Genomic DNA, 13,184 nt, shown 5'->3' on the forward strand with positions numbered 1-13,184 from the left:
GGACGGGAGAGGAGACGGCCAATGGAAGCGAACGGCTGCGGCCGCCCGGCCACGGGCGAGGAACTCCACGTCTGCATGGGCCTCAACTCCTGCGCGGGCCAGGACGCCGACAGGACCGCCACCATGGCGGGCACCGGCCGGTGCGCCACCGTCCAGCACGTGTGCCACGGCGAGGGAGCATGCCGGGGGCAGGGCGGATGCGGTTACGCCGGTGACGACTTCGAGCAGTTCCACCCCGGCGAACAGGCCTGCTGCTACAACGGCAGTTGCGCCAGCCCCATCAACGAGAGCCGGGTCTTCTCCGGCGGACCGATGAAGGGCAGGAGCGTCTGGCAGCAGGCGCGCCGTCTCTTCGAGGCACGGATGTACGCGGCGGGCAAGGCGTTCGGCCCCTCCCCCGGGCAGGGCGTCCCGGACGAGCACATCCCCGCCTACGACCATCTCACCACCCCGACGGTCGGGGCCTCCGACAAAGTCACCGCACTGTTCCGCGCCTCCGCCGACAACCCTCGCCGGCACGAGGGGGTGCGGTTCCCGGACTTGCAGGCCATCGCCCGCAACAGCGTCGGCCGGCACCTCCCCGGCACGGAGATCACCTTCACCGTCCCCGACGGCGACTCGGCCCTCCTGTACTTCAAGCCCGACAGCGGGCCGCAGAGTGCGGCCTGCACGGTCACCGCCGACGACCAAGGGGTGGCCACGGCCGTCCCGCTCTACGCCGGGCACACGGCCACCGAGGACCAATGGGTCACCGTCACCGCCACGAGCTCCGACGGGGCCGCGCGGTGCGAGTTCCATGTGAGGGTCCTGTCGCCCGAGGGGCAGCGATAAAGCCGGGGAAGGCGGCCGGCACGGCGACGCGGACGGACACCGCGGCCCGACCCCCGACACCCCACCTGGGGTTCGGGCTCGGGCTGCGGGGGCCGCACATCCCCTACATCCGCGCGCACCGGCCGCCCGTCGACTTCTTCGAGATCATCTCCGAGAACCACCTCCGGCCCGGCACCGACCGCAGGCGCGTCCTGGACGAGATCGCCGAGCACTACCCGATCGTCCTCCACGGGGTGTCGCTGTCCATCGGCAGCACCGACCCGCTCGACCTCGACTACCTGCGTCGGCTGAAACGACTGGCCGACGCGGTGGACACCCCGTGGGTGTCGGACCACGTGTGCTGGACCGGAGTGCTCGGCGTCCACACCCACGACCTGCTGCCGCTGCCCTTCACCGAGGAATCGCTGCGCCACGTCGTACGCCGCGCCCGGACCGTACAGGAGGCGCTGGAGCGTCCGCTCGCCCTGGAGAACCCCAGCAGCTACGTGGAGTTCCGCGCCTCCACCCTCACCGAGTGGGAGTTCCTGAGCCGGCTGGCCGAGGAAGCGGACTGCGGGCTGCTCCTCGACGTCAACAACGTCCACGTCTCCGCCGTCAACCACGGCTACGACCCCGAGGTGTACCTCAAGGCCCTTCCGCACGACCGGGTGTGGCAGATGCACCTGGCCGGGCACACCGACTACGGCACCCACCTGGTCGACACCCACGACGCCGAGGTGCCCGACCCGGTCTGGGACCTCTACCGGCTCGCCGTGGAGCTCACCGGGGGTGCCGCCACGGTCATCGAACGGGACGACAGCCTGCCGCCCTTCCCCGTCCTCCAGGCCGAACTCGACAAGGCCAGGGCGGTGGCGGCGGAACGCGCCGGCCCGGAGGGCGACCGTCGTGACTGACGTACCGCGCTCGCTCGACGCGATCCAGCAGTGGATGCAGACCGCCCTGCTGGCACCCGGCGGGGCCGCGCACGTGGCGGAGGTGATCACCGCCTCCGGGCGGATGTCGGCCGAGGAACGCCTCCGCGTCTACCGCCGGGGCTACCGGCTCCGGCTGCTGGGCTGCATGCGCGGCCAGTACCCCGCGATGGCACACTTCCTGGGGCGCGAGCTCTTCGACGGGTTCGCCATGGAGTACCTGGACGCGCATCCGTCCCGCTCCCCCACGCTGGACGATCTCGGCGCCGGCTTCCCCGATCACCTGGCCCGCACCCGGCCGGACGCCGGCGCGGACGACACACCGCCCGAGGCGTGGATCGACCTGCTGATCGACCTGGCCAGGTTCGAACGGGACTTCGCGGCGGCCTTCGACGCACCCGACGCCGACACCAGCACCGGCGCCGACACCGGCACCCGGTTCTTCGAGGCCCGGTTCCCCGTCCACCGCTACGCGGCCGCCGTCCGGCGCGGCGAGGAACCCGAGCCGCCCGAGGCCGAGCCGGTCCGCCTCTCGCTGACCCGCCGTGACGGGACCGTCGTCGTCCACGACCTGACCGCGCCCCGGCCACCACAGGCCGGCTGACACCGCTCCGTCGCGAATCGGAGGAACCCCATGCCCCACCTCACCGCCCGCTCCGCCGTCCGGGCGACCGACGGCATCACCACCCTCGACGAACTGGCCCGGCACCTGACGGACGCGGCGCGCATCGAGCTGTCCACCATCCCGCCCTACCTCTACGCCGCCTACTCCCTCAAGACCTCCGGCTACTCCCAGTGGGCCCAGGGCGCGTCCGCGCAGCGCACCCTCATCGGCATCGCCATCGAGGAGATGCTCCACATGGCCCTGGTGCGCAACGTGATGGTCGCCACCAAGTGCGAGACGGTCGACGGGAAGGAGTTCCGCTTCTACGACACGGACACGATCCCCGCCTACCCCGGTGACATGCTGCACCGCCTTCCGCCGCTGACGCTGCACACGCAGCGGATCTCGACGGCCGCCATCGAGGGGTTCATGGAGGTCGAACTCCCCGAGAGCAAGCAGCAGCAGACCCGCAAGCCCTCCGACGAGTACCACACGCTCGGCGAGCTGTACGACGCGATCGGCAAGGGCATCGTCGCGCTGAGCGGTCGGATCGCGTGGGGGCTGGACAACACCCGCTGGCGGCAGCAGTACCGGCGTGGCTATTGGAACCAGTGGGGCGGCCCGCCCAAGCCCCTCCCCGTCGTGGACCAGGGCAGCGCCCTCGACGCGCTCTACGTCATCGTCGAGCAGGGGGAGGGCGCCCCGGACGAGCAGGAGGACTCCCACTACCAGAAGTTCACCCGCGTCCGCGATCACGTGGACGGCATCGGCGTCGTGGACGAGTCCGGCCAGCAGAAGTACACCATCGACAGCGGGGACGAAGCCGTCTGGCCGGTGGTGACGGACCCCAAGGCGACGGACTTCACCGGGCCGGTGCGGACGCTGGCCGAGCTCTCCGACGCCGCCTACTGCTACGTACTGGCGCTGCTCGACAAGCTCTACCGGACGCCGGCGGACGACCCGATGGGCAACGACGCTGGGCCGGAGTCCGTGCGCTACGGCCTGGAGCGCGGGTTCGTCGCCGCCATGCAGGGCGTTCTTTCCCCCGTGGCCGGTCTGCTGGTCGCGACGCCCGTCGGCGGCGGGAAGAACGCGGGCCCCACCTTCGGGTACTACGACCTGGGTGCGCGGCCCAAGCAGGCGCTGCAGGACCTGTGCGTCCGGCCGGAGCTGATGGCGGCCTACCCCCAACTGGGTGGCGGCGACGGCGTGCTGCACCAGATCTCGCTGCTGCCCGACTTCACGCTCTAGCGGCCCGGCGGCTCACGTCCCGATGTCCTCGCCGAACTCGGCCACGGGCTCGTCGGGCACGACGTGCATCGCCGCCTCCTCGGCGGAGGCCGCGCCGCCGTCGATGCCCACGTCCCGGGCGAAGACGTCGTTGCGCCGGGGCGGCATGGCGTCGATGGTGGCGGTGAGCCGGCCGGCCCGCACGTCACCGACCTCCTCGTCGATCGGCTCGCCGTCGCCGCCGGGCTGATCGCCGATGCCGTCCCCGTCGGGCACCGGGAGGTCGGGGACCTCCTCGGCGAGCCGCTGGTCGAGGCTCTCGCGCTCCCGCTGCTCCCGGGCCGTGGTCCCGTGGTGGCCCACGCCCAGCGGCTTCTCAGGAGGCGAGTAGCCCTCGTCGAGCACCTCGTCGAGAAGGTCACCGTCCAGGGCGTTCTCCAGGTCCAGATCACCGGGGTTGTCCCGGCGGTCCGAACGGGCCGGCTGATAGACCTCGTCACCCATCACGTCGTCGGACATGATCCCCTACCCTTCCTCCTCCCGCGCGCTCCCGGGACTACGGCACACCTCCAGTCTCCCCTGTCCGGCGGCACCGCGCTCTTCGGAGGGCGACAGCGAGTAAGTACCTTTTTCAACCACCGGCTGTTCTGCCACGGAAGGTGCGGCGGTAGGTGTCCGGGGGCACGCCGACCGTCCGGTTGAAGTGCCGGCGCAGCGAGGCGGCCGTGCCCATGCCGGTGGCCTCGGCGATGGCCTCGACGCTGTCGTCGGTGGTCTCCAGGAGCTCCTGGGCGCGGCGGATCCGGTGGGCGCGCAGCCAGCGCAGCGGAGTGGTGCCGGTGACGGCGTTGAAGTGGCGGGCCAGGTTCCGGGAGCTCATGTTGGCCTGGCGGGCGAGGTCCTCGACCGTCAGCGGCCGGTCGAGCCGCCGCAGCGCCCAGGTGAACAGGCCGGAGAGCGCGTGGGAGCGGGGGTCGGGCGCCGGGGTGGCGACGAACTGGGCCTGTCCGCCCTCGCGCTGGGGAGGCACGACCAGGCGGCGGGCCACGGCGTTGGCGACGGCCGAGCCGTGGTCGAGCCGGACCAGGTGGAGGCACAGGTCCATGGCCGCCGCCTTGCCCGCCGAGGTGAGGACGCTGCCGTCGTCGACGTAGAGCACGTCCGCGTCGACCCGTACCCCGGGGTATTTGGCGGCCAGGGCGGGGGCGTGCAGCCAGTGGGTGGTGGCCCGGCGGCCGTCCAGCAGGCCGGCGGCGGCCAGGACGAACGCCCCCGTGCACAGCGAGACGATCCGCGCGCCGGCCCGGTGTGCCGCGCGCACGGCGTCGACGAGCTCGGCGGGCGGCTCCTCGTCGAGGTCCGCCCAGGCCGGGACGATCACCGTGTGCGCTCGCACCAGCCCGTCGAGCCCCTCGTCGGGTTCGAGCCGGAACCGGCCGCCGACCCGGGCTCCGGCGGGTCCGCAGACGGTGAGCTCGTACCACGGGTCGGCGAGGTCGGACCGGTCGACGCCGAACACCTCGCAGGGCGCGGCCAGTTCGAAGTGGCTCACCCCGTCGGTGACGGCCAGGGCGACGGTAGTCATGTCCGAAACTGTACGAGGCGTGGCACTCCCGACACTCGTCGGCCCCACCCGCCTCGGGGGAGCCTGTCCCGGTCGATGGATCAAGCAGTCGTGGATCGGCACGTCATGGATCGGAGAGCACTCATGGGAACGAGCGGACAGGTGGCCGTCCTCGGCGCCTACGGACACACCGGGCGCTTCGTGGTGGCCGAACTCCTGGAGCGCGGCCTGCGGCCGGTCCTCTGCGGACGCGACACCGGCCGGCTCGACGCGCTGGCCGGCCGCCACTCCGGGGTCCGCCCCGGGCTCGGCGTCCGGCCGGCGACGGTCGGCGATCCGGCCTCGCTCGACCGGGCGCTGGCCGGCGCGGACGCCGTGATCAACTGCGCGGGCCCCTTCGCCGGGACGGCCTCCCCCGTGATCGAGGCGGCGCTGCGCGCCCGGATCCCCTATGTGGACGTCGCGGGCGAGGTGGAGGCCGTCGCCGACACGTTCACGCAGTTCGCGGAACGGGCGGAGGCCGCGGGGGTGACGGTCGTCCCGGCGATGGCGTTCTTCGGCGGGCTGGGCGATCTGCTGGTGACCGCCGCGCTGGGCGACCGGCGGTCGGCCGACGAGGTGTTCCTCGCCTACGCGCTGAGCAGCTGGCACCCCACCGCCGGGACCCGCGCCTCGTCGGCGGTCTCCAGGGAACGCCGCGAGGGCCGTCGCCTCGTGCACGCGGACGGCCGGCTGGAACTGCGGACCGACAAGGCGCCGACCGGCCGGTGGTCCTTCCCGGCGCCGGTGGGGAACCAGGCCGTGGTGCGGGAGTTCACCACGGCGGACAGCGTGACGATCTCACGGCACGTCAGCGTGCCCGTCGTCGACACCTGTATGACGTCCGGCGCCGTCCAGGACGTGCTGGCTCCCGGCGCCCCCGCTCCGGCGCCGGTGGACGACCTCGGACGGTCGGCCCAGACCTTCCTGGTCGAGGCGGTCGTCCGCTCCGGTGGTACCGAACGCCGGGCCGTGGCCCGGGGCCGGGACATCTACGCCGTCAGCGCGCCCTTGGCAGTGGAGGCGGTCCTGCGTGTCCTCGGCGGGCGGGCGAGGAGGGCCGGGGTCGCCTCAGCCGGGGAGTTGTTCGACGCGCGGGACTTCCTGGCCTCGCTCGCCCCGCACGTCTCGGTCGAGTTCGCTCACTGACCGGTGGGCGCCGGCAGCACGCCGTCGGCCACCAGCCCCGCCAGGACCGCCTCGCCCATGGTGTGGACGGCCGACCGGGGCCGGACCATGACCGTGAACTCCTCGATCCTGCCGTCGTCGCCGAAGTGCAGCAGGTCGATGCCGTGGATCTCCTTTCCCTCCACGGTGGCCCGGAAGAGCAGGACGGCGGAGGGGCGGGTCTTCCCGTCGGCGCTCGTCTCCGCCTCCCCCGCGTAGTGACCGATGTAGCGGAAGTCCTCGAAGGTGCGCAGGAGGACCTGGAACAGGGCGAGCACCGTCGGCTTGCCCTCGAACGGCCGGAACTTCACGGGGCTGTAGAAGCGGATGTCGTCCGTGAACAGGTCGTCCAGCGCGGCCAGGTCGCGGTTGTCGACGGCGGCACGGAAGCGGTCTGCGGTGGTCACGGTTCCTCCTCGATACCAAATGCTCGCTATACTCATTTTGATGAGTAATCAGTTTCATGAGTAGTAGCATGCGGAGGTCGCCGGTGGAAAGAGGCGGACGGAACAAGGAGGCGATCCGATGGCGTTGCGGCACGCGGTCCTGGCGGCCCTGCTCGACGAGGAGCTCAGCGGGTACCAGCTGACGAAGGCGTTCGATCTCGGTGTGGCGAACTTCTGGCACGCCCAGCCCCAGCAGCTCTACGCCGAGCTGGCGCGGCTGGAGAAGGAGGAGCTGATCGCGGGGCGCGAGGTGGTCCAGGACACCCGGCCCACCAAGCGCCTGTTCCGGGTCACGGACGCCGGCGCGGCCGAGCTGGAGCGCTTCACGGCCGCCGCCACCAAGCCGTCCTTCATCCGTGACGACCTTCTCGTCAAGGTCCAGGCCGCCGATCACGTCGACGGCCGGACGCTGATCGCTCGGCTCACCGAGCGCGCCGCGTTCGCCCAGGCCAAGATCGACCTGTTCGGCGAGCTGCTGCGCGCGATGCGGGGCGACCGTGACGAGGAGGAGTTCCTGCGCCACGGCGAGCGCGTCGGCCCCTACCTGACGTGTCTGCGCGGCCTCGCCTTCGAGCAGGGCAACCGCGACTGGTGCGAACGCGCGGCCGCCGCCCTCCGGGAGCGGGCCGCGGCCCGTTCCGGGCGCTGACGGCCGTGGCAGCCGTGACGGCCGCACCGGATTCCGGTGCGGCCGTCAGGCCAGGGATTCACGCCTCAGCAGGCGCGGGCGATCTGCGAGCGCGCGAAGACCGCCGGACCGTCGTCCGGGTGGGTGTGGGGGTCGTTCTGGGGAACGGTGAACTCGTCGACGACGCCCTGCTCGAAGACCAGGGCCATGCTGGAGCCGCCGTAGCTGAAATACCCCAGCTCCTGGCCCCTGTGCACCGTGTCGCCCACGGCGACCGACCAGGTGACCGACGAGACCTCCTCCATGCCGATCACCACGGCGCACACCATGCGCCGGCCGAGTTCCTCGCCGCACTCGATGAACGCCAGCCCGCGGGTGTTCACATGCGCCTGGTAGCTCTGCGAGTGGGTCCACGTCGTCGGGTCGGGCGACTCCCGCCAGGCGGCGCTGAACATCAGGCCGGGCACGATCTCCAGGTGCTTGACCGTCCCGTCCACGGGCACGGTCCACCGGTGGAAGCTGTTCACGGACAGGAACGACTGGTACACGTCACCGCCGACGAAGGTGCTGACGTATTCGTCCCCGCACTCCGGCCCGCGCAGCATGTCGCTGAGCGAGTACTGCTCCTTGAGCCAGAAGTCCGTCTCCCTGGCCGCTCCGCGCTGGATGTTGTAGACCGTTCCGTCGTTCGGGGCGACGATGACACTGGGATCGCCGTTCCCGGCCAGCGGCCGGAGCTCGTCCTTGATTCGGCGGTGGAAGAAGTCGTTGAAGGACGCGAACCCCCAGTGCTTCTCGTCGCGCCGCTCCCAGCATTCGTACTCGTACAGCTTGTTCATCTCGACGGCGGGCTGGGAGAACCAGCCGCTCTCGCGGGAGTTCAGCACGTGGGCGCTCTCTTCGCTGTTCAGGTAGGCGCACCACTTCCGCAGGACCGGCCGGAGCTTGTCGTTGAACTGCGGCATGCGGAACACGACGGAGCCCGACGGCGTCAGCCGCATATAGCCGAACAGCGCCGACATCGGCAGGAATATCTGGTGGAGCGGGTTGCGGTTGTACGCGGGCGCCCACCTGACGACGACGTTGAGGTGCTCGATGAGGTCGTCCACGGTGTGGATGTGGCGGTGCTCCTCCGGAACCTCCAGGAGCATGTTCGTCACATACATCCGGACGGTGAGGTCGGAGTGGATGAAGTCCGCCAGGTCCTGCACGGTGGGGTCGAGGTCCTTCTTGAGGTCCGCCGCCCGCGGGGCGATGCCCCGGTGGAACTCGTCGACCGCCAGCGGGTTTCTCGGCAGATAGCCGCCTGCCCGGCCGAAGGTCTTCTGGTAGCGCGCGTGGAGTTCCTGCGGGGTGATGACAGCGGTCATGACCGCACTCCCTTGTGCTCCTGGGTCTCCGGATGGGCGGGACACATCATCCAGGCGCCGGGAATCGTCTGCGAACCAGTAATCAAGCCATCTCGGGCATGGCCGTTCGGTGGCGGCGGCGCCCGCCGCGCCGGATCGCGACGCGGCGGGCGTCTTCGGGCCGCGTCAGCCGCCGAGGGATCCGGTGGCGGGCAGGATCCGGGTGGCCGCGCTGGGATCGCCCATCAGGCCGGTGACCGTCCGCGTGAGCCCGGAGAGCACGCGGTCCCCGGGGTTGACCTCACGTGTCTTGCCCGCGCCGTCGGTGGCCGTCGAGGACCCTCCGGCCGCGCTCGCGCTCGTCGTCATGCCGCCGCACAGCAGACCGGCCGTGAGCGCGGTGAGAGCCAGCGCGCGGATGCGGCTCGCGCGCCAGAAGCTGAACATAGGAACCTCCGTGACATGCCGGTGAATTCTTGGCAAGCGAGAGTTCCACGGGCCCGTCCGGCCGTGTGCGGGCTTTCCCGGAAACCACCCTCAACGGCGAACGGACGGACACATGAGCTCCGAAGCACCCCCGGTTCTCCGGGCTCTCCGGCTCCGGCCGGGCACCGGTGCGTTTGCGACCTTCCCGTACGCGTCCCAGCCTGGATCTGTGACCGCGTTCGCGTGACCGGCCGCCTCCTCCGCGTCGGCGACCGCCGAAGGCGACCGCGCAGGAGGGAGAGCGCCCATGCGCGTCGACGTGCACGCCCACGTGTGGACCGACGAGTATCTCGACCTGCTCGAGGGCTACGGGAAGACCGACACGGCGGACCAGCGCGGCATGGGCGCGGGACTCGGCGAGCAGGAGCTCGAGGCGCGTCTGACGCTGATGGACTCGGCGGGCGTCGCCTGCCAGGTGCTCTCCGCCCCGCCCCAGTCACCCCACTTCGCCGACCCCGCCCACGCGGTGCGCGCGGCCCGGTTCGTCAACGACCAGTACGCCGAGGTGGTGGCGCGCCGGCCGCGGCGGTTCCTGGCCTTCGCCTCCCTGCCCTTCCCCCACACCGACCTCGCGCTGGCGGAGCTCGCCCGGGTCCTGGACGAGCTGGGCATGGCCGGGGTCTGTGTGACCACCTCGGTCCTGGGCCGTTCGCTCGCCGACCCGGCGTTCGAGCCGGTCTTCGCCGAACTCGACCACCGCGGCGCCGTCCTCTTCGTCCACCCGGCGGGATGCGGCGCGGGCAGCGCGCAGATCACGGACTTCCGTCTGACGTGGTCCGTCGGCGCTCCCGTCGAGGACACCGTGGCGGTCATGCACCTGATCCGCGCGGGCGTCCCCAGCCGCTACCCCCGCATGAAGATCCTCTCCACGCACCTCGGCGGGGCGCTGCCCATGCTGCTCCAGCGCGTCGACAACCAGTACGCCTGGGAATGGGGGACCCCGGACCTCCCCGAGAAGCCCAGCGCGACCGCGCGCCGGCTCTGGTACGACAGCGTCGGCCACGGACACGCGCCCGCGCTGTGGGCCGCCGTGGAGACCCTCGGCGCCGACCGGATCGTCCTGGGGACCGACTTCCCCTACGAGGACGGCGACCTCTTCCGGACCGCCGTCGCCTACATCGAGAGCTCCGGTCTCCCGCCCCCTCAGGCGCAGCGCGTCCTCGACACCAACGCGACCGCTCTCCTCGGCCTGCCGACGGCGTCCTCGTGACGGAGATGCGGGGATATGTTCTTCCTGTAATACGCCGCGAGTAGAGTCCCACCGTGATACAGATCCGTCCCGGGACCGAAGGTCACCTGAAGCAGCTCACCGACATCTACAACCACTATGTGACCACCACCCCCATCACCTTCGACATCGAGCCCCTCACCGTCGAGGACCGCAGGCAGTGGCTGGCCGACCACCCCGCCACCGGACGCCACAGGCTGCTCGTCGCCGAGGAGGCCGGCACCGTGCTGGGGTACGCCACCAGCAGCCCGCTGCGTCCCAAGCGGGCCTACGAGACATCGGTCGAGACTAGCGTCTACCTCGCCCCGGAACACACCGGACGCGGCCTCGGCGGCCTGCTCTACCACGCCCTCTTCGAGGCCCTGGCCACGGAGGACGTCCACCGCGCCTACGCGGGCATCACCCAGCCCAACGAGGCGTCGACGCGGCTCCACGAGCGCTTCGGCTTCCGCCCGGCGGGCGTCCACCACGAGGTGGGGCGCAAGTTCGGCACGTACTGGGACGTCGCCTGGATGGAGAAACCCCTGCGTCACCCATGACGCACCCATACGGCCGCCCCACCGCTGGCACCCATGATCGGACCCGGGGATGCTGGAGTGACGTAGGGCTCGTACTCGCGGGAGAGCGGAGCGGCCACGTGAAGGCACCGAGCGCGGGGCTCACGGAGGCGGCGCGGTGGTTTCTGCGCCACCTCCAGGCGCTGCCCCTCCTCCTGCTGATCGGTGGTGCCGCACTCGACTACAACACCCCTCCCCGGTTCAGCGCCGAGGCCTTCTACACCGCCGCGCCGATGTCGGCCGCCGCGCTGCTGTCGCTGCGCGCGACGATCCTGGCGGGCATCGGCGCCCTCGCCGCCGACTTCGCCCTGCTCGCCCATTTCGGCTTCATCGACGACGCGAGCGGGCTGAGCGAGCTGGCCACGGTGGCGACCGTGTCGGCGTTCGCCGTCGTCGTCAACCGCCTCATGCACTACCGCAACGTGCGGCTGGAGTCGGCGCGGGAGGTAGCTCTCGCCGTCCAGCGTGCCGTGCTCCCCCACCCGCCGACCTCCATCGGCTCGCTGCGGATCGCCGTGCGCTACCAGGCGGCCGTGAAGGAGGCGCAGATCGGTGGCGATCTGTACGGCGTGCAGGACACCCCGTACGGCGTGCGCTGTGTGGTCGGCGACGTGCGGGGCAAGGGCATGGGGGCGGTCAAGGCGGTGGACGTGGCGCTGGGGGTGTTCCGGGAGGCGGCCGAGGACGAGCCCACGCTCGCCGACATCGCGGCCAGGCTCGAGAAGGGGCTGGTCCGGGAGGCGGAGCGGCGGGCGGGGCTCGAGCGCGCGGAGGGGTTCGTCACCGGTGTGCTCGCGGAGATCCCTCACTGCGGTGACGAACTGCGCGTCTTCAACCGCGGCCATCCGCCGCCCCTGGTGCTGCGTCCCACGGGCGAGGTGTGCAGCGCGGAGCCTTCCGTGCCGGCGCTTCCGCTGTGCCTGGCGGAGCTGGGCCCCGGTGACGGCGTGACCGATACGGTGCCGTTCCCGCCCGGGTCCTGTCTGCTGCTGTACACGGACGGCCTCACCGAGGCCAAGGACCGTTCGGGGGCCTTCTACGACCCCGTCGCGGCCCTGACCGGGCACGCCTTCGCGGGGCCGGAGGACCTGCTGGACGCGCTGCTGGCCGATGTCGGCCACCACACGGGCGGCCGTATCACCGACGACATGGCGCTGCTGGCGATCGCCCGGACCTACGACCGGTGCGCGAAGACGTAGTGCCCGTCCCGTTCGGCGAACTTGGGTGACAGCGGGCGCCCGTACTCCGTCGCCGCCCGCGTGGCGGGTACGTCGTGCACGTTCCACCCCAGGCCGGTCAGGCGGGCCGCCGGCGTGGGCCGTTGTCCGGTGTGGATCAGGTCGAGGACGTTGACGCCCAGGGTGCGGACGCTGTCGTCCGCGGCGTTGTCCGCCAGAGCCGCCGACATGTTGCCGAAGTCCTCCACCGCGAGCCGGCTTCCGGGGGCGGAGAGCCGGTGGATCTCCTGGAAGAGCCTTTCCTCGGCCTCCGGGGGGAGGTAGGGCAGCAGGCCCTCGGCGAGCCAGGCGGTGGGTCGCGCGCGGTCGAAGCCCGCCGCTTCCAGCGCCGCCGGCCAGTCCTCGCGGAGGTCCGCGCCCACCGGCCGGTGGGCACCACCGGCGGTCGCCCCGTGCTCGCGCAGGACGCGCAGTTTGAAGTCCAGGACGAGGGGCTGGTCGATCTCGTACACGACGGCGTCCTCGGGCCAGGGGAGCCGGAACGCCCGGGTGTCCAGCCCCGACGCCAGCAACACGACCTGGGTGACACCGACTTCGGCGGCCCGCCGGAAGTGGTCGTCGAAGGCCCTGGTGCGCACGGCGACGTAGGTGGCCGCCTCCGACCAGTACTCCCGCCCGTCGGACGCCGCCGCTTCGGCTTCGGTCGTGGGCAGTTTCGCCGGCGCCCGTGCCGCCTCGACGAAGCGGAGCGCGTATGGGTCCTCGATCAGGGCGTCGGGACGGCTGGTCTCGACGGCCCGGGCGGCCGCCACCGCCAGCGCGGTGATACCGACTCCGGATACCACGTCCCACTGCTGATCCATGGTCACGACCTTAACCAAGCCCCCAGCCACCCCGCCAGACCCGTCCGGCACACAACCATTATTCTGGTACAACGTACGGGAATCAATCGCAGGGACTCATTCC

Annotated in this window: 15 protein-coding genes; 9 read left to right on the forward strand and 6 right to left on the reverse strand. The window is 71.6% G+C overall.

Annotated features, from left to right (window positions below):
- Positions 1–21: 21 nt before the first annotated feature.
- Genes EKH77_RS00875 through EKH77_RS00890 form a run of 4 tightly spaced genes read left to right on the forward strand, consistent with a single transcriptional unit; the run spans position 22 to position 3,597 of the window.
- Positions 22–831, forward strand: a complete 810-nt coding sequence (locus tag EKH77_RS00875; protein ID WP_126912525.1) for a hypothetical protein — start codon at positions 22–24, stop codon at positions 829–831.
- Complete coding sequence (gene bufB, locus EKH77_RS00880; protein WP_206279785.1) at positions 786–1,724, forward strand: MNIO family bufferin maturase; 939 nt, start codon at positions 786–788, stop codon at positions 1,722–1,724. Before EKH77_RS00875 ends, bufB begins: the two co-directional genes overlap by 46 nt.
- Complete coding sequence (locus EKH77_RS00885) at positions 1,717–2,346, forward strand: HvfC/BufC N-terminal domain-containing protein (protein ID WP_126912527.1); 630 nt, start codon at positions 1,717–1,719, stop codon at positions 2,344–2,346. The genes bufB and EKH77_RS00885 overlap by 8 nt, the downstream gene beginning before the upstream one ends.
- A 30-nt stretch (positions 2,347–2,376) precedes the next feature.
- Complete coding sequence (locus tag EKH77_RS00890) at positions 2,377–3,597, forward strand: ferritin-like domain-containing protein (protein ID WP_126912528.1); 1,221 nt, start codon at positions 2,377–2,379, stop codon at positions 3,595–3,597.
- 12 nt (positions 3,598–3,609) lie between these two features.
- On the opposite strand, the gene EKH77_RS00895 is transcribed toward EKH77_RS00890, so the two are convergent.
- On the reverse strand, positions 3,610–4,095 hold the full coding sequence (locus EKH77_RS00895) for a DUF5709 domain-containing protein (RefSeq protein WP_126912529.1): 486 nt from the start codon (positions 4,093–4,095) through the stop codon (positions 3,610–3,612).
- A 112-nt stretch (positions 4,096–4,207) separates the two neighbouring features.
- Complete coding sequence (locus EKH77_RS00900; RefSeq protein WP_126912530.1) at positions 4,208–5,161, reverse strand: helix-turn-helix domain-containing protein; 954 nt, start codon at positions 5,159–5,161, stop codon at positions 4,208–4,210.
- A gap of 123 nt (positions 5,162–5,284) precedes the next feature.
- Between EKH77_RS00900 and EKH77_RS00905 the strand changes: the two genes are divergently transcribed.
- Positions 5,285–6,328 carry a saccharopine dehydrogenase family protein gene (locus EKH77_RS00905; protein WP_126912531.1) on the forward strand — a complete coding sequence of 348 codons (1,044 nt, stop codon included), beginning with the start codon at positions 5,285–5,287 and terminating at the stop codon, positions 6,326–6,328.
- Here EKH77_RS00905 and EKH77_RS00910 read toward each other — a convergent pair.
- Entirely contained in the window at positions 6,322–6,789 is a 468-nt protein-coding gene (locus EKH77_RS00910; RefSeq protein WP_126912532.1) for a nuclear transport factor 2 family protein, read from the reverse strand. The two genes, EKH77_RS00905 and EKH77_RS00910, sit on opposite strands and share 7 nt — an antisense overlap.
- Before the next feature lie 82 nt (positions 6,790–6,871).
- On the opposite strand from EKH77_RS00910, the gene EKH77_RS00915 reads away from it, so the two are divergent.
- Positions 6,872–7,441, forward strand: a complete 570-nt coding sequence (locus EKH77_RS00915; protein WP_126912533.1) for a PadR family transcriptional regulator — start codon at positions 6,872–6,874, stop codon at positions 7,439–7,441.
- A 65-nt stretch (positions 7,442–7,506) separates the two neighbouring features.
- Here the strand turns inward: EKH77_RS00915 and EKH77_RS00920 are convergent, their stop codons facing one another.
- Positions 7,507–8,790, reverse strand: coding sequence for a phosphatidylserine decarboxylase family protein (locus EKH77_RS00920; RefSeq protein WP_126912534.1), 1,284 nt, complete (start codon positions 8,788–8,790; stop codon positions 7,507–7,509).
- 165 nt (positions 8,791–8,955) lie between these two features.
- Positions 8,956–9,216 (reverse strand): hypothetical protein, encoded by a 261-nt coding sequence (locus tag EKH77_RS00925; RefSeq protein ID WP_126912535.1) that lies wholly within the window; start codon positions 9,214–9,216, stop codon positions 8,956–8,958.
- Between the two features lie 286 nt (positions 9,217–9,502).
- Here EKH77_RS00925 and EKH77_RS00930 point away from each other — a divergent pair, with 286 nt between their 5' ends.
- The 3 genes from EKH77_RS00930 to EKH77_RS00940 all read left to right on the forward strand — a co-directional run bounded on the left by EKH77_RS00930 (position 9,503) and on the right by EKH77_RS00940 (position 12,239).
- Entirely contained in the window at positions 9,503–10,465 is a 963-nt protein-coding gene (locus tag EKH77_RS00930) for an amidohydrolase family protein (RefSeq protein ID WP_126912536.1), read from the forward strand.
- A gap of 56 nt (positions 10,466–10,521) precedes the next feature.
- Positions 10,522–11,022 carry a GNAT family N-acetyltransferase gene (locus tag EKH77_RS00935; protein WP_126917802.1) on the forward strand — a complete coding sequence of 167 codons (501 nt, stop codon included), beginning with the start codon at positions 10,522–10,524 and terminating at the stop codon, positions 11,020–11,022.
- 98 nt (positions 11,023–11,120) lie between these two features.
- Complete coding sequence (locus tag EKH77_RS00940; protein ID WP_240667158.1) at positions 11,121–12,239, forward strand: PP2C family protein-serine/threonine phosphatase; 1,119 nt, start codon at positions 11,121–11,123, stop codon at positions 12,237–12,239.
- On the opposite strand, the gene EKH77_RS00945 is transcribed toward EKH77_RS00940, so the two are convergent.
- Positions 12,215–13,081 carry an SAM-dependent methyltransferase gene (locus tag EKH77_RS00945; protein ID WP_240667159.1) on the reverse strand — a complete coding sequence of 289 codons (867 nt, stop codon included), beginning with the start codon at positions 13,079–13,081 and terminating at the stop codon, positions 12,215–12,217. The two genes, EKH77_RS00940 and EKH77_RS00945, sit on opposite strands and share 25 nt — an antisense overlap.
- Positions 13,082–13,184 lie beyond the last annotated feature (103 nt).

The sequence above is a fragment of the Streptomyces luteoverticillatus genome, assembly GCF_003970715.1.
GTDB lineage: Bacteria > Actinomycetota > Actinomycetes > Streptomycetales > Streptomycetaceae > Streptomyces > Streptomyces abikoensis.

Bases quoted from the DNA above. Each gene is read 5' to 3' on its own strand.
- EKH77_RS00890 (WP_126912528.1), top strand. From the start codon at position 2,377: ATGCCCCACCTCACCGCCCGCTCCGCCGTCCGGGCGACCGACGGCATC.
- EKH77_RS00930 (WP_126912536.1), top strand. From the start codon at position 9,503: ATGCGCGTCGACGTGCACGCCCACGTGTGGACCGACGAGTATCTCGAC.
- EKH77_RS00925 (WP_126912535.1), bottom strand. From the start codon at position 9,216: ATGTTCAGCTTCTGGCGCGCGAGCCGCATCCGCGCGCTGGCTCTCACC.
- EKH77_RS00915 (WP_126912533.1), top strand. From the start codon at position 6,872: ATGGCGTTGCGGCACGCGGTCCTGGCGGCCCTGCTCGACGAGGAGCTC.
- EKH77_RS00945 (WP_240667159.1), bottom strand. From the start codon at position 13,081: ATGGATCAGCAGTGGGACGTGGTATCCGGAGTCGGTATCACCGCGCTG.
- EKH77_RS00875 (WP_126912525.1), top strand. From the start codon at position 22: ATGGAAGCGAACGGCTGCGGCCGCCCGGCCACGGGCGAGGAACTCCAC.
- EKH77_RS00905 (WP_126912531.1), top strand. From the start codon at position 5,285: ATGGGAACGAGCGGACAGGTGGCCGTCCTCGGCGCCTACGGACACACC.
- EKH77_RS00910 (WP_126912532.1), bottom strand. From the start codon at position 6,789: ATGAGTATAGCGAGCATTTGGTATCGAGGAGGAACCGTGACCACCGCA.
- EKH77_RS00900 (WP_126912530.1), bottom strand. From the start codon at position 5,161: ATGACTACCGTCGCCCTGGCCGTCACCGACGGGGTGAGCCACTTCGAA.
- EKH77_RS00920 (WP_126912534.1), bottom strand. From the start codon at position 8,790: ATGACCGCTGTCATCACCCCGCAGGAACTCCACGCGCGCTACCAGAAG.
- EKH77_RS00895 (WP_126912529.1), bottom strand. From the start codon at position 4,095: ATGTCCGACGACGTGATGGGTGACGAGGTCTATCAGCCGGCCCGTTCG.